Raw genomic sequence first — 25,075 nt, forward strand, 5'->3', positions numbered from 1 at the left:
GGCGCCGCCAGGGTAACCGGGCGCCGGAGCGGCCCCACGGGCGGTAGGGGCACGGGCCGGGCCCCGGTGGTGCTCCCGGCCCCGGCGGCGGGTCAGAACCCGGCGCGCCCCGGGGCGGGTGGCAGGTCCAGGACCTCGCGCAGCGCGGCCACCGCGTGGGCGCGGTGTTCGTCCAGCCACCGGACGGCCGCCTCCTCGTCGCCTTCGACCAGCGCGGAGATCACGGCCCGGTGCTCGCGCACCGCCTGCTGCCGGTGCGGCGCTTCGGTGTAGTAGAGCGAGCGGTACGCGTCGGTCGCGTCCCACAGGGTGGCGACGAGGCGCACCAGACGGGGCATCCCGGAGGCCTCGATCAGGGTGAAGTGGAAGCGCCGGTTCGCGGCGGCCATCGCGGTCACGTCACCGGCCCCGGCCGCCGCCTCCACCTCCCGCTGGATCCGTTCGAGCGCGGCGATCGTCCCGTCGGGCATCCGGACGGCGGCCTTGCGGACCGCCTCCGTCTCCAGGAGCTGCCGGATGCGGTAGATCTCCTCCAGGTCGGCGAGGGACAGCTCGGCGACGAAGTAACCGCGGTGTATGCGGTGCACGACGAGGCCCTCGGCCTCCAGCGCCTTCAGCGCCTCGCGCAGCGGGACCCGGCTCACGTCGAGGCGCGCCGCGAGCGCGTCCTGCCGGATCGGCGCGCCGGGGCGGAGCTCCCCGCTGGTGATGGCGCGCCGCAGCTCCGCAAGGACGAACTGCTGGGCCGTCGGGGGCCGCCGCCTCTCCACCGCGCCGCTCATCGTCTCCGACCCTTCCGTTCCGTCACTCCCCGGCCCGCGGGCCACCGCCGCCGGTCCGGACCATCTTCCTACGGATCAGCCGGTGCCCGGCGGCCGTCCCAGCTCCGCGAGCACCGCCTCGGTGTGCTCGCCGAGGCGCGGCGGAGCGGCCCGGTAGGACGGCGGGGTCGCGCCGAACCGGATCGGATGGGCCACCTGGCCCGGACCGGCCGCGGACGGCGGTACCCGGGCGCCCAGCCCCAGCCGGTCGGCGAGCGCGAACGCGGCGGCGAGGTCGTTGATTGGCCCGCACGGCACCCCGGCCGACGTGAGCTCCTCGAACCACGCGTCGGCGGTCCTCGTGCCGAGCGGCCCCGCCAGCGCCGCCACCAGCTCCTCCCGGTGCGCCACCCGGTCCGTGTTGGTGGCGAACCGCTCGTCCGCGGCCAGCTCCGGCCGGCCCAGCCGCTCGCACAACGCCCGGAACTGCCGGTCGTTGCCCACCGCCAGGACCAGCGGCCGGTCCCGCGCCTCGAACACCTCGTACGGGGCGATGCTCGGGTGCCGGTTGCCCAGGGCGCGGGGCACGACGCCGGCGCCCAGGTGCGCGGCGGCCTGGTTGGTCAGCGCCGAGAGCAGCGAACCCAGCAGGGACACCTCCACGCGCTGGCCCTCACCGGTCCGCTCCCGGTGGCGCAGGGCCGCCAGGATCCCGAGCCCGGCGTGCAGGCCGGTGATGACGTCCACGAGCGCGACCCCGGCCTTCGTCCCGGGACCGCCGGGTTCACCGGTCACGCTCATCAGGCCGCCCATGGCCTGCACCAGCAGGTCGTAGCCCGGCAGCCGGGCGCCCTCGACGGTGCCGAAGCCGGTCACCGAGCAGTAGACGAGCCCCGGATTGGTCCTGCGGACCTCCTCGTGGCCGAGGCCGAGCTTCTCCATCGTGCCGGGCCGGAAGTTCTCCACCAGGACGTCCGCGCGGTCCACGATCGACCGCGCCGCCGCCAGGTCCTCCGGGTCCGTCAGATCGAGCGACACCGAGCGCTTGTTCCGGTTGACCCCGAGGAAGTAGGTGGCCTCGCCGTCCGCGAACGGCGGTCCCCACGCGCGCGTGTCGTCGCCCGACCCGGGACGCTCGATCTTGATCACGTCGGCGCCCAGATCGGCCAGGAGCATCGTCATGTACGGCCCGGCGAGAACCCTCCCGAAATCGGCGACGACGATTCCGGACAGGGCGCCGGCGGCCGGGTGCGGCGGGTCTGCGGGGGCCATGGTGTCTCCTTCGCCGACGGTCAGGGGAGAGCGGATCCCGTCGGACGGTAGGGCCGGGTCGGCGGATTTTCAATACTGGATCCAAAATCCGATCTGCCGCTACGCTTCCGCTCGCCGCGTCGCACCCACACCGTCGCCACCAGGAGGCCGCCCGTGAACTCGCCGAAGTCGCCGAAGCCGTCGCCGTCCACGCCCGTCCACCCCTTCGACCTGCTCGCCGTCGACGGACTGCTCACCGACGAGGAACGCGAGATCCGAGCCACCGTGCGCGCCGTCGCCGACCGCGAACTGCGCCCCCACGTGGCCGGCTGGTTCGAGAAGGGCGAGATCCCCGCCCGCGAACTCGCCCGCACCCTCGGCGGCGTCGGCGTCCTCGGCATGCACCTGGAGGGCTACGGCTGCGCGGGCACCAACTCCGTGGCGTACGGCCTGGCCTGCCTGGAACTGGAGGCCGTCGACTCCGGCCTGCGCTCCCTCGTCTCCGTCCAGGGCTCCCTCGCCATGTACGCCATCTGGAAGTACGGCTCCGAGGATCAGAAGCAGCAGTGGCTGCCGCGGATGGCGGCCGGCGAGTACATCGGCTGCTTCGGCCTGACCGAGCCCGACGCGGGCTCCGACCCCGGAGCCATGCGGACCACCGCCAAGCGCGACGGCTCGGACTGGGTGCTCAACGGCACCAAGATGTGGATCACCAACGGCTCGGTGGCCGACGTCGCCGTCGTCTGGGCCCGCACCGAGGACGGCGTCCGGGGCTTCCTCGTCCCGGCCGGCACCCCCGGCTTCAGCGCCCCCGAGATCCGGATGAAGCTGTCGCTGCGGGCGAGCGTCACGAGCGAACTGGTCCTGGAGGACGTCCGCCTGCCGGCCGACGCCGTGCTCCCCGGCGCCCGCGGCCTCTCCGGTCCGCTCGGCTGCCTCAACGAGGCCCGCTTCGGCATCGTCTTCGGCGCCCTCGGCGCCGCCCGCGACTGCCTGGAGACGGCCCTCTCCTACGCCCGCGACCGGATCGTCTTCGCCCGCTCGCTCGCCTCCTACCAGCTCACCCAGCAGAAGCTCGCCGACATGTCCGTCGAGCTCGGCAAGGGCATGCTCCTCGCCCTCCACCTCGGCCGCCTCAAGGACGCCGGAACCCTCACCCCCGAGCAGGTCAGCGTCGGCAAGCTCAACAACGTGCGCGAGGCCATCGCCGTCGCCCGCGAGTGCCGCACCATCCTCGGCGCCAACGGCATCACCCTGGAGTACCCGGTGCTCCGGCACGCCAACAACCTGGAGTCGGTCCTCACCTACGAGGGCACCAGCGAGGTCCACTCCCTGGTCATCGGCAAGGCGCTCACCGGCGAACAGGCGTTCCGCTGACGGGCGGCGGCCCGCCGGTGCCCCGCGGGCGGCCCACCCGGCCCGCCCGCGGGGCGCGCGGCCTCAGGCCGCCGTGACCCGGGCGAGGAAGGCGTCGAGGTTGCCCATCGTGCGGGCCACCCGCTCCTCGATCGACAGCGTCTCGTCGTGGCGCTTGCCCCCGCGCAGCCTCGGCTGCCGCTTGCCCCGGATGTAGAGGGAGCAGGCGAGGTCGGCGCAGACGTAGATGCCGACCGTGTTCCCCTCGCGTCCCCGGCCGCCGGCCAGCGGCGCGGCGAGCAGGGCGACCCCGGAGGAGGCGTGCGCGGTCAGGCACACCTGGCACAGGCTCGTCTTCACGGCGCTGGTCCGCCCCACGGCCGGGACCCGCAGGGTCACGCCCAGCGGACCGTCCTCGCGGGGGACCACCAGGTGCGCCCGCAGCGGCGCGCCGGGGTCGACCCAGCCGAGGAAGTCCAGGTCCTCCCATGGGAGTTCGGCGAAGTCCAGCGGCAGTTTGAGCCGCGCCGCCTCGCCCTTCGTGCAGTTCACGAAGGACGAACGGATCTGTTTGTCGGTCAATGGTTCCACTCGTTGGACCGTACACGGATCCCCTCCGGGCGGCATCCGAATATCCACGGGCGCCGGGCCCCGCCCCGGGGCCGCCTCACGCCACCCAGTCCGGCAGGGCCGGTCCGCGAAGCGCCCCGGCGCCCCGTCGAGCGCCGCCGCGAGCCGCTCGGCGGCCGGCTCGTACACCTCCTCGGCCAGCGTGTACGGGATGCGCAGCCGGTGCTCGTGCGTCCCCGGGTCCACCCCGAACCGCGCCCCGCCCTCCACCCGTACCCCGTGCCGGAGCGCGCGGGCGGAGAGCGCGGAGGCGACCGGCCGTCCCAGGTCGATCCAGAGGCACATCCCGCCCGGCGGCACCGTCCACCGCCACTCGGGCACGTGCCGCGCGAGAGCGGCGGTCAGCGCCTCGCGCCGCCGCCGCAGCTCCGCGATCCGCGCCGGCAGGATCGTGCCGAGCCGGTCCATCAGCTCCACCGCCACCAGCTGGTCGAGCACCGAACCGGCCAGATCGGCGGTGATCCGCACCCGGGCCAGCTCGGTCACCACGCCCGCCGCCGCCCGCACCCAGCCGACCCGCAGCCCGCCCCAGCAGCTCTTGCTGAGCGAACCGACGGAGACGATCTGCTCGCCGTCGCCCCCGCCGACGCCCGAGGCGAACGGCCCGGGCGCGGGCACGTCCAGCGCCATGTCGGTGAGCGTCTCGTCCACGACGAGCCACGTCCGCGTGGCGCGGGCCGCCCGGGCCACCTCCCGCCGCTGCTCCTGGGGCATCAGCCGCCCGGTCGGATTGTGGAAGTCCGGGATCAGGTACGCGAGCCGCGGCGCGGTCTGCCGCAGCGCCGCCTCGACCAGCCCGGTGTCCCAGCCGGCTTCCGTCACCGGCACCGGCGTGACCCGCAGGCCCCGGCCGCGCATCGCGTCGAGCGCGTTGGCGTACGAGGGGTTCTCGGCCAGCACCCGGTCGCCCGGCCGCCCGAGGAGGGTCAGCACCAGTGAGAGGGCCTGCTGGGCACCGGTGGTCACGAGGATCTGCTCCGGCCGGGTGGGCAGGCCGCGCGCCGTGTACCGCGCGGCGACGGCGGCGCGCAGGGCCGGCAGACCGTACGGGTGATAGCCCTGCGTCCCGGCGTAGCGGGGGAGTTCGGCGGACGCGGCCGCGAGGGCGGCGGCCAGTTCGGCGGCGGGGGCCTCCGGGGCGGCGAGGGCCAGGTCGATGGTGGCGGTCCCCTCGCCGTGGAAGGAACCGAGCGGGGTCGGGGCCTGCCCCTCGGGCAGGGCGGTCCAGGTGCCGGCGCCCCGCCGGCTGTGCGCGTACCCGCTCTCCCGCAGCAGGTCGTACGCCCCCGTCACCGTCGTCCGGCTCACCCCGAGCACCCCGGCGAGCTCCCGCTCGGCGGGCAGCCGCAGGCGCAGCGCCACCCGGCCGTCGAGGAGCGCCTCGCGGACCGCCCGTGCGAGTTCGCGGTAGCCGAACCGGCCCTCGGCGGGCGGGGTCAGGAGGGACGCGAGCTGGCGGCCCGTCAGCGTCCGGTCCGCGGTGTGGACCACTCGGCCCTCTGCCATGCCAATCACTCCTCATTGGCTCTGCTGTCCGGGCCAATAAGGCTACAGACTCTGTCCAGTGGCCTGGTGGCCGCCCACCGGCGGCCCGCGCGCGGCACGTTCGACGTGCCAGCGGAGGGCCGACAGCGAAGGAGACCGCGATGACCGCCCACTTCACCGACCGTGACGAGCGCCTGTGGCAGCGACGTGCCGAGGAGCGCCCGGTCCGGCCCTGGGCGGTGCGCGCCTGGGTCCGCCGCCTGCGGGCCACGGCCGCCGCCCGCCACGCCCGCCCCGCCACCGCCGTGCGCCCCGCCCGCGCCCGTGCGTGGGAGCCGTTGTGACCCCCGGCCGGGTGGTCGTCGGGGTGAGCGGTTCGCTCGCCTCGCTGGCAGCCCTCCGGCAGGCGACCGCGCACGCCCGGCGCGCGTCCGTGCCGCTCGTGGCCCTTCTCGCCTGGGAACCGCCGGAGGGGGAGGCGCTGTACGCCCGCCGCCCCGACCGGGCCTGGGCGCGCCTGTGGGCCGAGGACGCCCGAACGCGCCTGGCCCGCGCCGTCGAGGACGGGCTGGGCGCGGTCCCGGACGGCCCCGCCGTCGAGCTGAGGACCGTGCGCGGCGCCCCCGCCGCGGCCCTGTCCCGGGCGGCCGACCGGCCGGACGACCTCCTCGTGCTCGGCGCGGCGGCCCGCCCCGGGTTCACGGCGCGCCTGCGGACCCGTCCCGTACGGCGCGGGGTTCTGGCCCGGGCCGCCTGTCCGGTCCTCCTCGTCCCCGGGCCCGCCCTGCGCCCCGGTGAGGCCCGCGTCCTGCGCCGGAGTGCCCGTACCCCCGCGCCGGACGGGGCCGGGGCGGGGGTACGGGGCCGGGATCGGGGCGCCGGGGCCGGGCGCCGCCCGGGGTGACGGGGGCTCGGCGGCCGCCGGTCACATCAGGCGGCCGGCGGGCCCGGGCGCCGGGGGAGAGTCGGTCGTGGTCGTGGGGTCCGTCGGGGATTCGGTCGACGGCGCGCTCGACGGGACCACGGCCGGGGCCGACCGGTCCGTCGTGTCACCCGGTGAGTCGGTGACCGGGCCGGACGGCGGGGACGCGGGGCTGTCCGACGGCGGATCGGACGGGGGATCCGACGGGGGATCGGAGGGCGGCGAGGACGGTGGTGAGGACGGCGAGTCCGGGGACGCCGGCGACGAGGTCGGGGTCGACGGGGAATCGGTCGGCGGCGACGACGGGGAGTCCGTCCCCGGGGACGTGGGCGGCGTGGACACCGAGGGCGTCGGCCGGGGCGGCGGGGGCGTCGGCCGGTCGCGCTCCCCGGTGTCCCCCTGCTTGCGGGCGAACCAGCCCTCGTCGACCGGGTCGTACACCACGAAGACCTTCACCACGGCGGGCGCCGGAGCCACCACAACGACCTGCGCGGCGTTGAACCCCTGCCACGGTGTGCCCATCGTGCGCGGGGCCCGCTGGGCCACCGGGTCCGTCAGCGGATTGCCGCACGCGCACCGCACGCGGGGCATCCCGCGGCCGTCCACGAGCACCGCCGTGCCGGTCTGGAGGATCGCCTGGTAGGAGGTGGCGGCGCCGTTCCGGAAGCCGTGGTTCGTCACGCGCGTGTCCACCCGCAGGTTCAGCGGGGTGAGGGACCGCAGATACGACGGGACGTCGTCCGGCCGGATGCCGAGGACCTTGGCGAAGGCCGTGTTCTTGGCGGGTTCGTCCGCCAGGAACCGGATCTGCCGCTCCACGTCGCAGCTCGCCACGGACCGCGTTCCGCCGTACAGGCCGGGCGCAGCGCCCGACACCCGCGGGGTGCCCGCCTCGGCGGACGCCGTACGGGGCGGCAGCGAGGCCGGCGACGAGGAGGCGCCGTCCGTGCGGGCGGTGGAGGGGGTGAACGGATCGGGGCCGGTCGCCGAGGCATTCTGCAGGAAGACCTCGCCGCCGCCGGACCGGGGCGTGTCGCCCGGTCCGTCCGGCCGGTTGGTGAGGACCACGGCGAGGGCGGCGACGGCGACCAGGGCGGCGGTCACCGAGGCGACCTTGGGGACGGAGCGCCACCAGGGGCCACCGCCCTTGCCGCCGTCGGCCGGGGAACTGCCCGAGGGGCCGCCGCCCGGGGGGCCTCCGCCACCCGGACCGCTTCGGCCGGCCCCGCCCGGTCCACCGCCGCTCGGTGGCCCGGGCGGCGGAGGAGGACCGGCGGAGCCGGTGGAACCGGGGCGGGCGCCGGGACCGGAGAGGGGTCCGGAGGGCGGGCCTGCGGGGGGCCCCGACGGGGGGCCGGACGGCGGGTGGGAAGTCACGTTTTTCCCTTTCTTCCGTTCCGCGCCCATTGTGTGCGCGGAACGGCCGCCCCCCGCAAGCGGAGCGCCCCCATTTTGGAGCGAGTGCCGGAGCGCGGGAGGCGGAAGCAACCGCCGCCCGTCACCGGTCGGAAGCGGCCCGGCGGCGTCGGGCACCGCCCCCTTCCGTGACGGTCGGGATCCGTTCGGCGGCGCCCGAGTTTCGGCGTCCGTCACCGGTCGGACGCGGCCCGGCGGCGCGCCGGCCCCCGCGGTACTAGCGTGGGCGGCGTGAGCAAGCGGCTCCCCACCCCCACTCCCCGGCCGGCGTCCGCGACGACCGGAGGCCACCTCGTCCGCGTGGCCGCACAGGCCCTCGCGGCCGTGGTCGCCGGACTGATCGCCATGGCGGTCACCGCGGCGCTCGGCCTCTGGGCCGCCGGCGCCGCCGACCTGCCCGGCGGGTTCCCCGCCGTCGTCGCCGCGGTCGTCGTCATGGCCGCCGGCGGCGCCGTCGAACTCTCCGGCGACGCCGGGGCGCTGGCCGGCACCCGCGCCGAACTCACCGCCATGCCCCTCACCGTCACCCTCGTCGGCGCGCTCGTCACCGGCGCCCTCTTCCTGCGCCCGCTGCGCCACCACGCCGTGACACCCGTCCGTGAACTCCTCCTCCGGGCCGCCTGCACCGTCGTCCTGTGGCTGCTCGCCCTCACCGGCCTCGCCGCCCTCGCCCGCCACGACTTCCGCCTCACGCTGCCCGGCGGCCCCGAGGACAGCCCCCTCACCGACCTCTTCGGCGAGCTCCTGGACGCCGCGAACCCCACCGTCGGCTTCCGCGCCGACCTCGGCCCGACCCTCTTCCACGGACTCCTGTGGATCCTCGGCGTCCTCCTGCTCGCCCTCCTGGTCTCCCGCGCCGCGCCCCTGCCCGCGCGCCTCCTGCGCCATCAGGAGGCCGTGCGGCCCGCCGCCTCCGCGATGCTCCTGCTGCTCCTGGCGTACGTCCTCACAGGCCTCGTCGTGGGCCTGGTCGTCGCCGCCACCCGGGGCCACGCGGCCCAGACGTTCGCCGTCCTCCTGCTCGGGCTGCCGAACATCACCTGGCTCGCGCTCGGCGTGGGCGTCGGCGGTGCCTGGGAGGGCAGGGCCGAGGGCCCGTTCGGCCTGCCCATGCCGCAGGTCCTCGACGCCGTGCTCCGCTCCGGCGGCGACGGCGGCGTGGACCCCTTCGGCGACGGGCGGCCCGGCCTGTCCACGGTCGACCTGTCCTCGCTCGCCGCGCAGGACGGCCGCGCCTGGTGGCTCCTGCCCGTCGCCGCCGTGCTGCTCCTCGCCGCCGCGTTCGTGGCGGCCGTCCGCTCGCCCGCCCGCGTACGGCCCTGGCAGCACGCCCTGCACCTCGGCATCGCCTTCGCCCTGACCCTCCTGGTCGCCGCGCCGCTCACCCTCGTCGAGGCCCGCTTCGGCCTCTCGATCCTCGGCATCGGCGAACTCGACGCCCTCGGCGGCGAGGTCCTGCTGCGCCCCCACGTCTGGCGGACCGCCGGCCTCGCTCTCCTCTGGGGTCTCGTCGCGGGCCTGATCGGCGGCCTGCTCGCCTCCCGCGTGCGCCGCAAGGGCGAGGTCCCCGCCGCCCCCTCCGCACCGTCCTGACCCCTGCCGCCGGGGGCCGTCCCCCGCGCCCCGTCGCTACACCTCGCGGAAGACCGGCCGCGCCCACGCGGGCGGCGCCGGCGGCGGACCCACCGGCCCCGCCGAGGAGCCGGAAGCCCCCCGCCCCGGCTCCCACTGCGTCGCCCCGGCGCCCGACAGCAGGGCCGCCCGCAGTTCCGCGACGAACTCCAGACACGTGCCGTACCGCTCCTCGGGCGTCTTGGCGAGCGCCCGCGCGAACACCGCGTCGGCCGCGCCCGCGAGTCCCGGCCGCAGCTCGGAGAGCGGAGGCGGCGGATCGTACTGCTGCGCCCACAGCACCGCCCAGTTGGTGTCCCGCCGGAACGGCGGCGCCCCCGCCAGGGTCTCGAAGACCACGCACGCCAGCCCGTACACGTCGCACCGGCCGTCGACCGGCTTCCCCGAGATCTGCTCCGGTGCCACGTAGTCGAGCGTGCCCACGAACTCGCCCACCGTCGTGAATCCGGTCAGCGACAGCGACTTCTTCGTGAGCCCGAAGTCGGTCAGGTAGACGTGCTCCGGATGGTCGCCGTCCGTCCCCTCCGCCACCAGGATGTTGCCCGGCTTCACGTCCCGGTGGACCAGGTCGTGCGCGTGCGCCGCGTCCAGCGCCGACGCCACCTGCGCCGCGATCCGGCCCGCCTTCGCCGGCGGCAGCGGCCCCTCCCGGCCGAGCAGCGCCGCCAGGTCCTGCCCCGCCACGTACCGCATCGCGATGTACAGGACCCCTTCCGTCTCCCCGGCGTCGAAGACCGGCACGATGTGCGGGTGGTCGATGGAGGCCGCGACCCGCGACTCGTGCGCGAACCGCTTCCGGAAGGTGTCGTTGCGGGCCAGCTCGGGCGCCAGCAGTTTCAGCGCCACCGTCCGGTCGAGCCGGAGGTCGTGCGCGCGGTAGACGACCGCCATGCCGCCGCGCCCGATCTCGTCCTCCACCCGGTAACCCGCGACCTCCCGGCCGAGCAGCCCTGAGGGCCGGCCGGCCGGAAGACCCGTCTCCCGGTCGCCGCCCGTCACGGACCCTCACCCGCCGGGCCGGACGGCCGGTTCACGACCTGCGTCGGCGGGGGCCCCGCCGCCCCGGACGAGCCCAGCCCCGGCACCACTCGCGTGGGCTCGTGGCCGGCCGGCGCCGCGTCCCCCTGGCCCGGGCGGCCCGCCGCCTCGTCGCCGTCACCGTTCCCGTCGCCGTCCGGGACCACCGCCCGCCGCGGGGCCGCGGAGACCGCGTACGTACGGAGGCCGGAGCCGTCGCAGTACACCCAGCGCTCGTGCTCGGCGTCGTACAGCCACACCGACTCGCCGTCCACGACCATCCCCACCCGCAGCCCGCGCGTGCGCCGCCGGAACGTCTCGCCGTCCAGGCGGCCCGCCGCCAGTTCCTCCGCCGCGCGCCGGTAGCGGCCGAGCGCGTCCTCGGCGCGGGCGATCAGCGGCCTGGGGTCGGCGGTCCGCGCCGCCGCCCGGCCGGCCGCCGGCGGGTCGGCCGGCACGGAGACGAGCAGCCGCGCGTCCACCCAGGCCGTCCAGCCGTTCGAACACACCACGCGCCCCCAGTCGCCGCTGCGCTCCACCAGCTCCACCGGCAGGAACGCGTCGAGCGGCACCGTCGGCAGCGCGGGGTCCGGCGCCTCCCAGGCGTCGAGCCCGTCCCGGGGCACGACGTGGGTGGGCCGGAAATCCGGCAGGTAGTCGGGTACGGGAACGCTCACAGGACCACCCTTCCTACCGCCGCCGCATGACGACCGGTTCGTGACGCCGCAGCAGCCGGGCCACCAGCAGACCGAGGACGAGGCAGAGCACCGCCAGGACACCCATGTCGAACAGCCAGGCCTCCGCCGTGTGCCGCATGAGCGGGTCGGACGTCTTCTCGCCCGGCACGGTCCTCCCGATGTCGACGGTCGCGCCCATCGCCGCGAACGCCCAGCGGGACGGCACCAGCCACGCCAGCTGCTCCAGGACGGGTGTGCCGCGCACGGTGAGCAGGGCGCCGCAGAACACCACCTGCACGATGGCGAGGAGGACGAGCAGCGGCATCGTCACCTCCTCCTTGCGGACGAGCGCCGAGACGAGCAGGCCGAGCATCATCGCGGTGAAGGCGAGGAACGCGACCGCGAGGGTGAGCTCCACGAGCGGGGGCAGCAGGACACCCTTCCCGTCGGGGACGTTCAGGGGCACGCCGATCAGGGCGACCAGGGTGAGCACGACGGCCTGCACGACCGTGATGAGACCGAGGACGACCACCTTGGAGGCGAGGTAGGCGGAGCGGGACAGGCCGACGGCTCTCTCGCGCCGGTAGATCGTGCGTTCCTTGACCAGCTCGCGGACGGCGTTCGCGGCGCCGGTGAGGACCCCGCCCACACAGAGGATGAGCAGGACGTTCAGGGTCGACTCGGGGTTGAGCCGCCCCTCCGACAGGGCGCGGGCCATCGCCCCCATCACGAACGGCAGCGCGATCATGATGGCGAGGAAGGTCCGGTCGGCGGCGAGCGCCGCCGCGTACCGTCGGACCAGGGTCCGGAGCTGGGCGCCCCAGCTCTGCGCCTTCGGCGGCGGCGCCGGCTCCCCGGCCGCCGCGGGCCCCGCCCCGGCCCCGGCTCCCTGGCCCCGCGGGGGCAGAGGCAGGTCCGCGCGGGCGGTGGCCTCGGCGATGTACCGCCGGTGGAAACGGGAGGAGAGGTACGTCCCCGCCCAGTCGCGGCCCCGGTCGTTCTCGAAGGCCTCGAAGGCCTCCGGCCACTGGGCGAAGCCGAAGAAGCCGAGCGCCTCGCCGGGCGGCCCGTAGTAGGCGACCCGGCCGCCCGGCGCCAGCACCAGCAGACGGTCGCAGACGTCCAGGCTCAGCACGCTGTGGGTCACCACGACGACGGTGCGCCCGTCGTCGGCGAGGCCGCGCAGCATGTGCATCACCGAGCGGTCCATTCCCGGGTCGAGACCGGAGGTGGGTTCGTCCAGGAACAGCAGGGACGGTTTCGTGAGCAGTTCGAGGGCGACGCTCACGCGCTTGCGCTGGCCGCCCGAGAGGCTGTGGATGGGCTGGTCGGCGCGTTCGGTGAGGCCGAGTTCCCCGATCACCTCGTCCACCCGGCCGCGCCGCTCGGCGCGCGCGGTGTCCTCGGGGAAGCGGAGCTCGGCCGCGTACCCGAGGGCCCGGCGCACGCTCAGCTGGAGGTGCAGGATGTCGTCCTGCGGGACGAGGCCGATGCGCTGCCGCAGCTCGGCGTAGTCCCGGTACAGGTCGCGGCCGTCGTACAGGACGGTGCCCCGGTCGGCGGGGCGCTGCCCGGTGAGGGCGTTGAGGAGCGTGGACTTGCCGGCGCCGGAGGGTCCGACGACCGCCAGCAGGCACTTCTCGCCCACGGGGAACGACACCTCGTCGAGCAGGGTCTTCCGGCCGTGGTCGACGGTGACGGAGAGCGCCCGCACGTCGAGGGAGACCTCGCCGCTGTCGGTGAACTCGACGAGCTGCCCGCCGATCAGGCAGAACGCGCAGTGGCCGATGCCGACGATGTCGTCGGGGGTGACCCGGGCGTCCGCGACCGGCCGGCCGTTGAGGAAGGTGCCGTTGTGGCTGCCGAGGTCGTGGATCCAGTACGTGCCGTCGGGGTGGGCGCGCAGTTCGGCGTGGTGGCGGGAGACGACGAGATCGGCGACGACCACGTCGTTGTCGGGCGCACGGCCGATGCGGACGCTGTGGGCCGGGAGCGGCCGGACGGAGGTCGGCTGCCGGAAGGTGCCGGTCGCGGCGGGATGCGCGACGGAGGGCGGCCGGTACGCCTCCGGCACGGAGGCGGGGGCGGGGTCCGGCGGCGCGGGCGTCTCGCGTACGGGACCGGGCACGGGGTCTCCCAGGGGCCCGGCGACGGGCGGCTCGGGAGGCGGCGGCGGAGGCGGGGGAGGCGGCGGGTCGGGTGCCCGTACGCCCCGGGGCTCCGGTGCGGCCTCCGGGCCCGGTCCGGGGGGCGGAGCCGGGTCGGCGAGGACCGCCACGGGGCCGTCCTGCGGGTGCCCGAACCGCACGGACGTCCCGGGCCCGACCGCCCGTGGCGCGTCCAGACGCCGTCCGTCCGCGTAGGTGCCGTTCGTACTGCCCTCGTCGGTCAGGGTCCACCGGCCCCCCGCGGCGCGGAGCACCGCGTGGTGCCAGGACGCCCGCGCGTCCGAGAGCACGATGTCACTGGTGGGGTCGCGCCCGATGCGATAGACGCGGCTCGGGTTCATCAGCGTCGCGTCCCCGTCGATCTCGAGGACCAGGGCGGGTGCGGCGGGCGCGCCGGGCCGCTGTCCCATGGGTGAAATCCTATCCGCCGATGCCGATCCGCGCCCGGCCTGGAGGCGCCGGTAAGGTGGTCGCCTCCGGCGCGGGGAGGCGGCGGAGGCCGCGCGGGAGCGGCCCGGACACGGGAGGGGACCACGGTGCCGAAGGGTGTCACGGGTGTCACCGGCCGGCGTCCGAGGACGCGGGCGGCCCTCCTGAAGGCCGCCCTGGAGACGTTCGCGGAGCACGGCTTCCACGCCACGACCATCGAGCAGGTCTGCGAGCGCGCCGGTTACACCCGGGGCGCCTACTACTCGAACTTCGCGAGCAAGGAGGAGTTGTTCCTCGCCCTCTTCGACGAGCACGGCGAGCGGATCGTCCGGCGGCTCGCCGAGGCGATCGACGCGCTCGGCCCCGAGGAGCACACCGTCGCGCGGATCGCCGAACTCGCCGCCCGGGTCGAGCCGGAGGAACGCGACTGGTACCTCGTCACCACCGAGTTCACCCTGCACGCCATCCGCGACCCCCAGGCCGCCTGGGTCCTCGCCCGCCACGAGGAGCGCCTGCGCGCCGAGATCGCCCGCGGCCTCGCCCTGGTCCTGCGCCGCGCCGGACGCGTGCTCACCGTGGACACCGACCGGTTCGCCCGCCTGGTCATCGCCCTGCGCGAGGGCGGTCTCGCCCAGAGCTACGTGGAACCGGAAGCCCTCCCTCCCGGCACCCTGGAGCGCGAGTTCCTGCCCGCGCTCCTGGAGGCCTCGACCCGGGACCTGCCGGACGGGCCCGAGCGGGAGCCGGACGAGCGCTGACCGGTGGAGCGGACGGTCCCGTCTCCGGCTCTGCGGCGGTACGGGCCGGGGGCGGGCCCGGTGGCTTGCGGCGCGCCGGGCGACCTGGCTACGGTCGGCACCGGGCGCGCACCGAAAGCGCTTTCACGCCGCGTCCGCCCCGCCCGCCCCGTACTCCCGAGCCCAGGACGGAGACCGCCGCGTGCCCCTGCCCACCGCCGACGTCCTGATCTTCACCCGCACCGCCGGTTACCGTCACGACTCGATCCCGGACGGTGCCGCCGCGCTCACCGAGCTGGCGGCGGAGCTCGGCCTCACGGCCGACGTCACCGAGGACCCGGCGGCCTTCCACGGCGAGGGGCTCGCCGGCCGTGCCGCCGTCGTCCTGCTCTCCACCACCGGCAACGTCCTCACCGACGAGGGCCGCACCGCCCTCGAGGGCCACCTGCGCGGTGGCGGCGCCTTCCTCGCCGTCCACGCGGCGGCCAACGCCGAACCGGACTGGCCGTTCTACGGCGAGCTCCTCGGCACCCGCTTCGCCGGTCACCCGGAGATCCAGCCCGGCCGCGTCCTCGTCGAAGACCCCGGCCACCCGGCCACCGCCCCGCTCCCGGCCGCCTGGACCTGGACCGACGAGTGGTACGAGTTCACCTCCGCCCCCCGGGCCACCGGTGTCCGTGTCCTCGCCCGCGCCGACGAGTCCTCCTACCGGGGCGGCACCCACGGCGCCGACCACCCGCTCGTCTGGTCGCGGCGGATCGACCGGGGCCGCTTCCTCTTCACGGCGCTCGGGCACGCCCCGGAGGCGTACCGCGACCCCGCCTTCCGCGCCCATCTGTCGGGCGCCCTCGCCTGGCTGACCGGAGCCGCGCAGGAGGGCGCCGCCCCGGCGCCCCCGCCCGCCGCGGGCTGAGCACCGGGTCACCCCACCGCACCGCCCCTGTTGCGCGCGCACGCCCGACGCGGGAGGTTGCCCGTGGGGGTACGCGGGGGCGAGGGCGGAAGGAGAACAGGTCATGGGCATCGCCACCGTCAACCCCGCGACCGGTGAGACGCTGCGCACCTACGAGGCCCACGGGCCCGACGAGGTGGAGCGGCGCGTCGCCGCCGCGCACGAGGCGTTCCGCCAGTACCGCACCACCTCCTTCGCGGAGCGCGCCCGACTGCTGCGCGCCGCGGCGACCCTCCTCGACGAGGACACCGAGGACATCGCCCGCACCATGACGGTCGAGATGGGCAAGCCGATCGTCGCCGCCCGCGCCGAGGCCGCCAAATGCGCCAAGGCCATGCGCTGGTACGCCCAGCACGCCGAGGCGCTGCTCGCCGACGAGCACCCGAGCGAGCACGACGTGCAGGACTCGGGCGCCGACCGGGCCCGCGTCCACTACCGGCCGCTCGGACCGATCCTCGCCGTCATGCCGTGGAACTTCCCGCTCTGGCAGGTGATCCGGTTCGCCGCGCCCGCGCTCATGGCCGGCAACACCGGCCTGCTCAAGCACGCGTCCAACGTGCCGAGGACCGCGCTCTACCTCGGCGACCTCTTCCGCCGCGCCGGGTACCCCGACGGCTGTTTCCAGACCCTGCTCATCGGCTCCCGCGAGGTGGAGGGGGTGCTGCGGGACCCCAGGGTCGTGGCGGCCACCCTCACCGGCAGCGAACCGGCCGGACGGGCCGTCGCCGCCGTCGCGGGCGAGGAGATCAAGAAGACCGTCCTGGAGCTCGGCGGCAGCGACCCGTACATCGTCATGCCCTCCGCCGACGTCGTACGGGCCGTCAAGACGGCCGTCACGGCCCGCGTCCAGAACAACGGCCAGTCCTGCATCGCCGCCAAGCGGTTCATCGTCCACCAGGACGTCTACGACGACTTCGTGGAGCGCTTCACGGCCGCGATGAACGCCCTCACCGTCGGCGACCCCCTCGACGAGTCGACCGACGTCGGCCCCCTCGCCACCGAGCGCGGCCGCGCCGACCTGGAGGAGCTCGTCGACGACGCCGTACGGCGCGGCGCCACCGCCCTGTGCGGCGGGCGGCGCCCCGACGAGCCGGCCCTGCGCGACGGCTGGTACTACCGGCCGACCGTCCTGACCGGCATCACACCGGAGATGCGGATCCACCGCGAGGAGGCCTTCGGCCCGGTCGCCACCGTCTACGCCGTCCGCGACGCCGACGAGGCGGTGGCCGTCGCCAACGATTCGCCCTTCGGGCTGAGCTCGAACATCTGGACCCGCAAGGACGAGGAGATCACCCTCTTCGTCCGCGACCTGGAGGCGGGCGGCGTCTTCGTCAACGGCATGACCGCCTCGCACCCGGCGCTGCCCTTCGGCGGGGTCAAGCGCTCGGGGTACGGCCGCGAACTCGCGGGCCACGGCATCCGCGAGTTCTGCAACGCGACCACGGTCTGGCAGCGCGCCTGACACCCACCGCCGCGGCAGGCGGGAGCGGCGAGTTCGTCTGCTGGCTGTTGCCCGCCGGCCGCGGGCGCGGGCGTGGCCAACACGGGCTCCTGCAGGGTGGCCACGCAAGCCGGGTTCGCCTGGAAGGACGATGCGCAGCGCGCTCCTCCACGCCGACGGCTGGCGCGACGAACACCTCCACGCGCGCGTCGAGGGCGACACCGGGCCACCGTGACCCGGCGGAGCCGTCCTTGCCCAGGCGGTGCGGCCCCCGCGCCTCGATGCGCTCGGGTGGCAGGGGATGCTCCTTTCCCCGGGCGGACCGGACCTCTAGGATGATCGCCGCCGAGGAACGCGGGGGACCCTGTGGGCCGTCGACGGCGACACGCTCGGGGGGAACCGACATGACCGCGCAGGTGGACGACGTGTCGTCGGGCGGACGGACCAGGCGCAGTCTCGCCACGAGGGCGGCTGCTCTCGTCGCCCTGTGTTCACTGACCGCCGGGTGTTTCCTGTTCGGGGACGAGGCCGACGAGATGGGCGTCGTCTGGGACACCCCCGCGGATCCCAAGGCCGAAGAGCAGGGCAACGGAGCCTGGCTGTCGGGCGACACGCTGGTCCGTAGCCGCTTTGACGCGGTGAGCGGGTACAACGCTCGTGACGGCAAGCGGACGTGGGAGTACGTGCCGCCCGGCCGCTCGGCGATCTGCCGCGTCGCCGCCGACACCAAGAGCTCGGTCCTGGTGCTCACCCGCGACGGGGACGGTGCCACCGCTTCGGCCAAGGGCAGGGGCTGCGCCACCGACGTCGCCCTCGACATGAAGAACGGTCGGGAGCTCTGGCGGGCCCCCCAGTCCGTCGCGGAATCCCGCCTCGACGAGAGCCCCGTGATGTCCGTGGGTGGCGGGATCGCCGTAGACGTCAAGGGGAGCGACCTGCGGGCAGTGGACGTGCGCACCGGGAAGCCCCGCTGGAAGGCGGCCCTGCCCAAGGGGTGCGTACCGGGCACGCCCGCGGTGGCCGAGCGCCGGGTCGCCGCCCTTCTCGCCTGCGGCGGTACCGCCGAACCCCGCTATGGCGAGAAGATCCCGACAGACGCCGAACTGCATGTCGCCGCCTTCGCGCCAGGCAGCGGCGCCCTCCTGTGGTCCGCCCCGCTGGGCGGGCGGCTCGCCATCCCCTGGGACGCCGAGGCCAGGTTTGTTTCGGCCGACCCGGTGGTCGTGGCAGCCTCGCAGGGCGGGGGCTCCGGCGCCGGGGCCTACCTCTCCTTCGGCAGCAACGGCCGCCCGAACCCGCCGATCGATTTCAGCGGTCCCTACGGCCAGATCCAGTCGGAGGATCGGCTCACAGCGGCGGTGGACGACAGGAGGCTCTACACCCTGACCTTCCACCGGGTGCGGAACAGCCGCGTCGACGCCTACCGCGTGACCACCTTCGACCTGGCCACCGGAGAACTCCTCTGGGGAGGCACCGTCGACGACGATCGCCTCGGCCGCCGCACCGCCTACCACATCCTCCCCCAGGACGGGAAGCTCACCGTCCTCACCGTTCCCGTCCGCGGCGACCGTCGGCTTTACGTCCTGGACGCCGCCACGGGCGAACAGCGCGACGCCCACAGCTTCCCCGAGGGCCACGACTCCGTGGACACGGTCTTCGCGTACGAGGACTGGCTCATCGGCGCCCGGTACGGGGCCGCCACGGAACCGTCCAAGCCCTTCACCGCCTACAAGCGCCCTTGACAGCGATCAGGACGCGGAGGGCTCCGGCCATTTCACGACCGGCAGTCGCGGCAGGCCGAGTCGCGGTGCCGGCTCGATATTCGCCTCCTCTTCCCAAGTCGTGGCCCAGGCCAGGTCACGAGTAGCCGTTCTGGAAAGTGACGCCCTCGCGGACGATGTCGTTCACCAGGGAGTCGGTCCCGGTGGTTCCGTCGCTGTTGACGACGCTGAGCACCGGCGTGCCTTCCCGACCCGCGCGCCAACGCGAGCCTACTCGCGGACTGGCGAAGGCGCGCTCGTCGACCCAGCGCATCTTGCCCAGTCCGGGCCCATGAACGACGCCGGGTCGCGCGGCCTCAGGCGTCCTCGCGGCCCTCCGCGCGGAGCACCAAGTCCAGCAGGCCCGGGAAGCGGGCGTCGAATTCCTCGTGGCGGAGGCGGTTGACGCGCTTGGGGCCCTGGTCGCGCTGTTCGACGAGGCCCGCCGCGCGCAGCACGGCGAAGTGGTGGCTGAGGGCCGCCTTGCCGACGGGTACGTCGAAGCTGCCGCAGGACCGCGTCCACGCGGGGGAGGACGCCAACTCGCGTACGAGGGTGAGTCGTACGGGGTCGGCGAGGGCGGAGAGCGCGGCGAGGACGGGGACGTCGTCGGGGTGGGTGTGCTCGGGGGCCGCCCGGTGGCTGGTGGTGGTCACGTGGTCCTCCCTGCGCTGACGGCGGGGCTTGCGGAGTGTTCGATGGGAATCTTACACTCGTGACTGTTCGCTTTTCATTGAACAGTTCGGAGTCGGAGGTACGTCATGCGCGCGGTCGAGCTGATGGAGCACGGTGGTCCCGAGGTCCTCAGGGCGGTGGAGGCGGAGACCCCCGAGCCCGGCCCCGGGCAGGTCGCCATCGACGTGGCGTACGCCGGGGTCAACTTCGCCGACCTCAAGGCGCGCGCCGAGGGCTACCGGGTGCCGGCGCTGCCCTTCCGCCCCGGACTCGAGGTCTCCGGCCGGATCCGGGCCGTCGGCGCGGGCGTGACGGGTCTCTCCGTCGGCCAGGAGGTCGCCGCCCTCACCGGCGGCGGCGCCTACGCCGAGGTCGCCCTCGCGGAGGCGGTGACCGTCTTCCCGCTGCCGACCGGCGTCGACCTGCGTACGGCCGCCACCCTGCCGACCGTGCTCCCGACCGCGTACGCCCTCCTGCACGCCGTCGGCCGGTTCGCTCCCGGCGAGACCGTCCTCGTGCAGGGCGCGGCGGGCGGCGTCGGCACCGTGGTCGGCCAGTTGGCGAAGGCGGCGGGGGCGGGCGCCGTGTACGGCGTGGTGTCCTCGGAGGCCAAGGTCGCGCACGCGCGCGCGTACGGCTACGACGAGGTGTTCGTCGGCGCGTTCGAGAAGCCCGTACGGGCGGCCACCGACGGCCGCGGCGTCGACCTGGCCCTCGACCCCGTCGGCGGCGACACCTTGAGGGGCTCCCTCGCCTCCCTCGCCCCCTTCGGCCGTCTCGTCTCCTTCGGCAACGCCTCCTCGGCGGCCCCCTGGAGCGTGGGACAGCCCGACCTCTACCCGCTCGGAGTCGCGGTGGCCGGCTTCTCCGTCCTGACGCTCGCCACGACCGCCCCGGCCGTCCTCCGCGAGGTGGCGGACCGTGCCTTCGCGAAGGTCGCCGACGGCACGGTCTCGATTCCGGTCACCGCCGAGTTCCCCCTCGCGGAGGCCGCCGAGGCCCACCGCCTCCTCGGCTCCCGCACGAGCACCGGCAAGCTCCTCCTGACCGTGGGCGCGACGGCCTCGTAAGGAGGAGCGGGGTACGCGGGCCGCTCACGCCGCCCCCGTACCCCCGTCCCGCGTCCACGCGATGAGCCGGTCCGCCGGCCAGGTGGTGATCACGCGCTCGGCGGGCACACCGCACTCCTCCGCGCGGGCGCAGCCGAGGATCTGCCACGCCAGCTGACCGGGCGCGTGGGCGTCGGTGTCCACGGCGAAGTGCACCCCGGCCTCCACGGCGAGCCGCAGCAGCCGGCGCGGCGGATCCAGCCGCTCCGGGCGGCTGTTGATCTCCACCGCCGTCCCCGACTCCGCGCAGGCCGCGAAGACCCGCTCCGCGTCGAACTCCGACTCGGGACGCAGCCGCCCGCCCGCCACCAGCCGCCCCGTGCAGTGGCCGAGCACGTCGAGCAGCGGATTGCGCACCGCGCGTTCCATCCGGCGCGTCATCGACCGCGCGTCCATCCGCAGCTTCGAGTGCACCGAACCGACCACCACGTCCAGCCGGTCGAGCAGTTCCGGTTCCTGGTCGAGGGAGCCGTCGTCCAGGATGTCGACCTCGATGCCGGTGAGCAGCCGGAACGGCGCCCACTCCTCGTTCAGCCGCTCCACGACGTCCAGTTGCTCCCGCAGCCGGTCCGCGGACAGGCCACGGGCCACCGTCAGCCGCGGCGAATGATCGGTGAGCACGGCCCACTCGTGCCCGAGGCCCGCCGCCGTACGCCCCATCGCCTCGATCGTCGCCCCGCCGTCCGACCAGTCCGAATGCAGGTGGCAGTCCCCGCGCTGCGCCGCCCGCAGCGCCTCACCGGTCTCCGGCCGTTCACCGGCGCCCAGTGACTCCTCCAACTCGCTCTCCAGCCGGGCCAGATACTCCGGTACACGGCCCTCCAGCGCCTCGCGGACCACCGCCGCCGTCTTCGGGCCGATGCCCTTCACCGACTCCAGCGTGCCCGCCCGCGCGCGCTGCGCGGCCTCGCCCTCCGGCAGCACGGCGAGCGCCGCCGCGGCCGTACGGAAGGCACGCGCCCGGTAGCCGGGGGCGCCACCGCGCTCCAGCAGGAACGCGATCCGGTTCAGGGCGGCCACGGGGTCCATCGGCGGCTCACCCCCGTCCCGGCACGGACGCGTCGGTCACCACCACGGCCGGCGGCCCGATCTCGCACCAGACGGCCTTGCCCTCGCCGCGCGGCTCGACCCCCCAGCGGGAGGCCAGCGCGTCGAGCAGCATCAGGCCACGCCCGGAGGTCGCCGCCTCGCCCGGAGTACGCCGCCGGGGCCACGCGCTCGACCGGTCCTGCACCGACAGGCGCACCCGCCGCACCGGCTCGGGCAGCACCTCCAGGGTGAGGACCGCGCCGCCCTCGGTGTGCAGCAGCACGTTCACCAGCAGCTCCCCGGTCAACAGCTCGGCGTCGTCGGCCAGTTCCGGCATCCCCCAGTCGCGCAGCGCCTGACCGACCGCCGACCGCGCGTCCGAGAGCCCCGCGGGGTCGGCCTGATGGATGTACTGGTGGATGCGCGGCGCCCGCGGGGTGCCCGGGTCCGGACTGCGCCGCAGCACCAACAGGGCCACGTCGTCCCCCGCGCCCCACCGCTCCCACAACCGGTCCGACAGGTGGTCGGCGAGCGCCTCGGCCTGCGGCGGCCCGCTGCTCACCGCCTCCGACAGGGCGGCGAGCCCCGCCGCGATGTCCGTACCGGGCTGCTCGACCAGCCCGTCCGTGCAGAGCACCAGGGTCTCCCCGGGCACCAGGTCGAGCCGGGTCTCCGGGAACTCCTCGTCCCCGAAGACCGTCGCGAGGCCGAGCGGCAGCCCGCCCCGCAGCTTGGGCTGCCCCACCCGGCCGTCCGTGTGGCGGATCAGCGGCCCCAGATGCCCCGCCCGCACCGCCCGTACGGTCCCGCTCGCCAGGTCCACCTGCGCGTACGTGCAGGTCGCGAAACGGTTGGTGTCCAGCTCCGCGAGGAACCGGGAGGCCCGCGCCAGCACCGTCGACGGCGCGTGCCCCTCGCCCGCGTACGCCCGCAGCGCGATCCGCAGCTGGCCCATGATGGCGGCGGCGTGCGTGTCGTGCCCCTGCACGTCACCGACGACGATCCCCACGCGGCTGCGGGGCAGCGCGATGACGTCGTACCAGTCGCCGCCGACCTGCCGTCCGCTCCACGCGGCGTGGTACCGCACGGCGATCTCGCCGCCCGTGATCTCCGGGATGCGGCGCGGCAGCATCGTCTCCTGGAGGCCGGTGGCGAGCTCCCGCTCCTCGTCGAAGAGGATCGCCCGCTGGAGCGACTGGGCGACGATCGCCGCGAGCCCGAGGGCGAGGATCCGCTCGTCGGCGGTGAACTCGCTGCGCCCCCGGTAGAACAGGGCCATGCCCCCCAGCGAGCGGGCCTGCGCCACCAGCGGCAGATAACAGGCGGAGCGGAACTTCAGCCGGTCGACGTACGGGGCGAGTTCGGGGAAGTCCCGCCCCAGGGACGGGAAGGACGACACGAAGCGGGGGCGCCCGCTCAGCACCGTCTCGGCGAGCGGCAGCCCCCGGTCCAGGCGGCGGGTGCGGAAGACGTTCAGGGCGTCGAGCGAGTCACCGCTGAGCGCGATCACGTTCAGCGAACCGTTCTCGACCAGCCCGAGCGCCAGCCCGTCGGCACCGAGCCGCGCCAGGCCCCCGGGACCGGTCAGGGCTGCTGTCACGTCGTCCACGGTCACCGCCCGCGACAGCGCCTGCGTGGTGCGCTCGACGATGCTCGTCTGGTGCTCGCGCCGCCGCTCCAGCTCCTGCACGAAGGCCGAGTGCGTCACCTCGGCGGTGGTGTCCCGGACGATGCCGACGACCCGCCGCGCCCGCCCGTCCGGCGATCGCAGGATCCGGGCCTGCACGTGCGTCCAGTGGGGTGTCCCGTCGTCCTGCGGGATCGGGAAGTGCGCGGTGTACGAGGAGGAGCCCCCCGTCAGGGCCGTACGCACCACCGCGTCCAGCCGGACCCGCTCCTCCGGCGCCAGCCGGGCGACGAGCGTCACGGGCCGGCCGTCGAAGGCGTCCGGGCTCAGCCCGAAGACCAGCAGCCCGGACTCGTCGACGTCGATGGTGCCCGAGTCGAGATCCCAGTCGAAGCTGCCGGTCCGGTTCATGGCGAGCCACTCGGTGGGCCCGATCTCGCCCCCGTGCGTACGCCGGTCGTCTTCGGTCATCCTCCTCATTGTCGAACCGGCACCCCGCCGACGCCATGGCGACGGCACGGCGTGGCGCCGTTCGTGTCGATTCCGTGTCCGGCGGTACGGGAGCGGGGCGGCGCGCGGGAGGCGGCGAGGCCGGCTCGGCACCCGCCTACCCCCCCGGCCGGAGGCCCCGGTGCGTGGCCGGGCTCCGGCGCGGGCCCCCGGAACGTCCCGGGGCGCCGGACCACCGCCGGCCCCGGGGCAAAATGGCCCGGTGCAGCCCTCCCGCCCCCTCCCGTACCGCGTCCTCGGCCCCGGCCGGGCCCTCCGCACCGACGGTACGGAGGCCACCCTCAGCGGCGCGCGGCTCCGGGCGCTGCTCGCCGCCCTCGCCGCCGCCGGCGGTCGCGCGGTCGGTTCCGGGGCGCTCGTCGCGCAGGTGTGGGGCGAGGACGACGACGCCGGCGTCCGGGACCGCGTTCCCGCGCTCCAGGCCCTCGTCGGGCGTCTGCGCCGCGCGCTCGGCCACGGCGCCGTCGCCTCCGGGCCCGGCGGCTACCGGCTGGTCGCGGAGCCCGGCGACATCGACCTGCACCGCTTCGAGGACCTCGCCGCCGAAGGGTCCGCCGCTCTGGCGGGCGGCGACCCGGACCGGGCCGCCGCGCTCCTGGACGAGGCCCTCGGCCTGTGGCGGGGCCCCGCCCTCGCCGACCTCCCCGCCCGGGACACCGACCCCCTCGCCGTACGCCTCGACCAGCGGCACACGCAGGCGCGGCGGGACCGGCTCGCCGCCGACCTGGCCCGGGGCCGGGCCGCCGGCGTCCTGGCCCCGCTCGCCGCCCTCTGCGCGGCCCACCCCCTGGACGAGCCCCTCCACGTCCTGCGCGTCCGCGCCCTGCGCGCCGCCGGGCGGCCCGCCGAGGCCCTCGCCGCGTACGAGGAGGCGCGCACGGCCCTCGCGGACCGGCTCGGGACGGACCCCGGCCCCGAACTGCGCGCCCTGCACGCCGAACTCCTCACCGGCGCGCCCGGTCCCGCCGCCGCCCCCGCGCCCCGGGGGACGGCCTCCGGTGCCCTGCCCGCGCGGCTGACCTCGTTCATCGGCCGGGACGAGGAACTGGCCGTGGTCACCGCCCTGTCCGAGGACCACCGGCTCGTCACCCTCACGGGTCCCGGCGGGGTCGGCAAGACCCGGCTCGCGCTGGAGGCCGCCGACACGCGCGAAGGGCCGGTGCACCTCGTCGAGCTCGCCTCGGTCCGCGAGGAGGCCGCCGTCGCCGACGCCGTGCTCACCGCCCTCGGCGGCCGGGAGACACAGCTCTGGAACCGGCCGCCCGTACCCGACTCCGGCCCGAAGGACGGCCTCGCCCGGCTCGTGGAGCACTGCGCCGGACGCCCGATGCTCCTGCTCCTCGACAACTGTGAGCATGTGGTCGCAGCCGCCGCCGTGCTCGTCCAGACCCTCCTGGCCCGGTGTCCGGGGGTGCGGGTGCTGGCGACGAGCCGGGAGCCGTTGGGGGTGCCGGGTGAGGTGGTGCGGCCGGTGGGGCCGTTGCCGCGGGA

General features: G+C 75.6%; 20 protein-coding genes and 2 pseudogenes. 11 read left to right on the plus strand and 11 right to left on the minus strand.

Going from position 1 to position 25,075, the window contains the following annotated elements; translation table 11 throughout:
- Positions 1 to 92: 92 nt before the first annotated feature.
- Both ABTY40_RS28195 and ABTY40_RS28200 read right to left on the minus strand, forming a co-directional pair.
- A complete protein-coding gene (locus ABTY40_RS28195) occupies positions 93 to 782 on the minus strand; it encodes a GntR family transcriptional regulator (protein WP_352062084.1) in 690 nt (229 codons plus the stop codon).
- Between the two features lie 75 nt (positions 783 to 857).
- Positions 858 to 2,033: a CaiB/BaiF CoA transferase family protein gene (locus tag ABTY40_RS28200; protein WP_352062085.1), complete on the minus strand. Its 1,176-nt coding sequence runs from the start codon at positions 2,031 to 2,033 to the stop codon at positions 858 to 860.
- Between the two features lie 153 nt (positions 2,034 to 2,186).
- Here ABTY40_RS28200 and ABTY40_RS28205 point away from each other — a divergent pair, with 153 nt between their 5' ends.
- The gene (locus tag ABTY40_RS28205) at positions 2,187 to 3,389 is read left to right on the plus strand and encodes an acyl-CoA dehydrogenase family protein (protein ID WP_352062086.1); all 1,203 of its coding nucleotides are present in this window, start codon (positions 2,187 to 2,189) and stop codon (positions 3,387 to 3,389) included.
- Positions 3,390 to 3,452: 63 nt separating this feature from the next.
- On the opposite strand, the gene yczR is transcribed toward ABTY40_RS28205, so the two are convergent.
- Positions 3,453 to 5,504 (minus strand): MocR-like transcription factor YczR, encoded by a 2,052-nt coding sequence (gene yczR / locus ABTY40_RS28210; RefSeq protein WP_352062087.1) that lies wholly within the window; start codon positions 5,502 to 5,504, stop codon positions 3,453 to 3,455.
- Between the two features lie 140 nt (positions 5,505 to 5,644).
- Here yczR and ABTY40_RS28215 point away from each other — a divergent pair, with 140 nt between their 5' ends.
- Positions 5,645 to 5,827: a hypothetical protein gene (locus tag ABTY40_RS28215; protein WP_352062088.1), complete on the plus strand. Its 183-nt coding sequence runs from the start codon at positions 5,645 to 5,647 to the stop codon at positions 5,825 to 5,827.
- Complete coding sequence (locus ABTY40_RS28220; RefSeq protein WP_352062089.1) at positions 5,824 to 6,387, plus strand: universal stress protein; 564 nt, start codon at positions 5,824 to 5,826, stop codon at positions 6,385 to 6,387. The genes ABTY40_RS28215 and ABTY40_RS28220 overlap by 4 nt, the downstream gene beginning before the upstream one ends.
- Before the next feature lie 21 nt (positions 6,388 to 6,408).
- Here ABTY40_RS28220 and ABTY40_RS28225 read toward each other — a convergent pair whose 3' ends face one another.
- On the minus strand, positions 6,409 to 7,812 hold the full coding sequence (locus ABTY40_RS28225) for a DUF6777 domain-containing protein (RefSeq protein WP_502990695.1): 1,404 nt from the start codon (positions 7,810 to 7,812) through the stop codon (positions 6,409 to 6,411).
- A 240-nt stretch (positions 7,813 to 8,052) separates the two neighbouring features.
- On the opposite strand from ABTY40_RS28225, the gene ABTY40_RS28230 reads away from it, so the two are divergent.
- On the plus strand, positions 8,053 to 9,414 hold the full coding sequence (locus tag ABTY40_RS28230) for a streptophobe family protein (RefSeq protein WP_502990696.1): 1,362 nt from the start codon (positions 8,053 to 8,055) through the stop codon (positions 9,412 to 9,414).
- Between the two features lie 36 nt (positions 9,415 to 9,450).
- On the opposite strand, the gene ABTY40_RS28235 is transcribed toward ABTY40_RS28230, so the two are convergent.
- The 3 genes from ABTY40_RS28235 to ABTY40_RS28245 are packed head-to-tail and all read right to left on the minus strand — an operon-like array spanning position 9,451 to position 13,725.
- Positions 9,451 to 10,452: a serine/threonine-protein kinase gene (locus ABTY40_RS28235; RefSeq protein ID WP_352062092.1), complete on the minus strand. Its 1,002-nt coding sequence runs from the start codon at positions 10,450 to 10,452 to the stop codon at positions 9,451 to 9,453.
- On the minus strand, positions 10,449 to 11,147 hold the full coding sequence (locus ABTY40_RS28240) for an SH3 domain-containing protein (RefSeq protein ID WP_352062093.1): 699 nt from the start codon (positions 11,145 to 11,147) through the stop codon (positions 10,449 to 10,451). Before ABTY40_RS28240 ends, ABTY40_RS28235 begins: the two co-directional genes overlap by 4 nt.
- A 13-nt stretch (positions 11,148 to 11,160) precedes the next feature.
- Positions 11,161 to 13,725 carry an FHA domain-containing protein gene (locus tag ABTY40_RS28245; RefSeq protein WP_352062094.1) on the minus strand — a complete coding sequence of 855 codons (2,565 nt, stop codon included), beginning with the start codon at positions 13,723 to 13,725 and terminating at the stop codon, positions 11,161 to 11,163.
- Between the two features lie 126 nt (positions 13,726 to 13,851).
- Between ABTY40_RS28245 and ABTY40_RS28250 the strand changes: the two genes are divergently transcribed.
- From ABTY40_RS28250 to ABTY40_RS28270, 5 genes and pseudogenes are all read left to right on the plus strand, one after another.
- Complete coding sequence (locus ABTY40_RS28250; protein WP_352062095.1) at positions 13,852 to 14,502, plus strand: TetR/AcrR family transcriptional regulator; 651 nt, start codon at positions 13,852 to 13,854, stop codon at positions 14,500 to 14,502.
- Positions 14,503 to 14,689: 187 nt separating this feature from the next.
- Positions 14,690 to 15,394 (plus strand): ThuA domain-containing protein, encoded by a 705-nt coding sequence (locus ABTY40_RS28255; RefSeq protein WP_352062104.1) that lies wholly within the window; start codon positions 14,690 to 14,692, stop codon positions 15,392 to 15,394.
- 103 nt (positions 15,395 to 15,497) lie between these two features.
- The gene (locus tag ABTY40_RS28260) at positions 15,498 to 16,895 is read left to right on the plus strand and encodes an NADP-dependent succinic semialdehyde dehydrogenase (RefSeq protein WP_352062096.1); all 1,398 of its coding nucleotides are present in this window, start codon (positions 15,498 to 15,500) and stop codon (positions 16,893 to 16,895) included.
- 20 nt (positions 16,896 to 16,915) lie between these two features.
- Positions 16,916 to 17,109 (plus strand): annotated as a pseudogene (locus ABTY40_RS28265) (GNAT family N-acetyltransferase); the annotation flags it as partial.
- 169 nt (positions 17,110 to 17,278) lie between these two features.
- Complete coding sequence (locus ABTY40_RS28270) at positions 17,279 to 18,616, plus strand: outer membrane protein assembly factor BamB family protein (RefSeq protein ID WP_352062097.1); 1,338 nt, start codon at positions 17,279 to 17,281, stop codon at positions 18,614 to 18,616.
- 15 nt (positions 18,617 to 18,631) lie between these two features.
- Here the strand turns inward: ABTY40_RS28270 and ABTY40_RS30960 are convergent.
- Positions 18,632 to 18,733, minus strand: a pseudogene (locus ABTY40_RS30960) (HAD domain-containing protein); the annotation flags it as partial.
- Positions 18,734 to 18,951: 218 nt separating this feature from the next.
- Positions 18,952 to 19,290: an ArsR/SmtB family transcription factor gene (locus tag ABTY40_RS28280; protein ID WP_352062098.1), complete on the minus strand. Its 339-nt coding sequence runs from the start codon at positions 19,288 to 19,290 to the stop codon at positions 18,952 to 18,954.
- A 105-nt stretch (positions 19,291 to 19,395) separates the two neighbouring features.
- Here ABTY40_RS28280 and ABTY40_RS28285 point away from each other — a divergent pair, with 105 nt between their 5' ends.
- Positions 19,396 to 20,379 (plus strand): quinone oxidoreductase family protein, encoded by a 984-nt coding sequence (locus ABTY40_RS28285; protein WP_352062099.1) that lies wholly within the window; start codon positions 19,396 to 19,398, stop codon positions 20,377 to 20,379.
- Positions 20,380 to 20,403: 24 nt separating this feature from the next.
- Here the strand turns inward: ABTY40_RS28285 and ABTY40_RS28290 are convergent, their stop codons facing one another.
- Together ABTY40_RS28290 and ABTY40_RS28295 are read right to left on the minus strand one after the other, a co-directional pair.
- Positions 20,404 to 21,447 carry a PHP domain-containing protein gene (locus ABTY40_RS28290; RefSeq protein WP_352062100.1) on the minus strand — a complete coding sequence of 348 codons (1,044 nt, stop codon included), beginning with the start codon at positions 21,445 to 21,447 and terminating at the stop codon, positions 20,404 to 20,406.
- 7 nt (positions 21,448 to 21,454) lie between these two features.
- Positions 21,455 to 23,545 carry a SpoIIE family protein phosphatase gene (locus ABTY40_RS28295; protein WP_352062101.1) on the minus strand — a complete coding sequence of 697 codons (2,091 nt, stop codon included), beginning with the start codon at positions 23,543 to 23,545 and terminating at the stop codon, positions 21,455 to 21,457.
- A 241-nt stretch (positions 23,546 to 23,786) separates the two neighbouring features.
- Between ABTY40_RS28295 and ABTY40_RS28300 the strand changes: the two genes are divergently transcribed.
- The coding region (locus tag ABTY40_RS28300) for an AfsR/SARP family transcriptional regulator (RefSeq protein ID WP_352062102.1) at positions 23,787 to 25,075 on the plus strand (1,289 nt) is incomplete at its 3' end.

Origin of the sequence: Streptomyces sp. NPDC126503 (assembly GCF_040302405.1) — a bacterium.
Lineage (GTDB): Bacteria > Actinomycetota > Actinomycetes > Streptomycetales > Streptomycetaceae > Streptomyces > Streptomyces gulbargensis.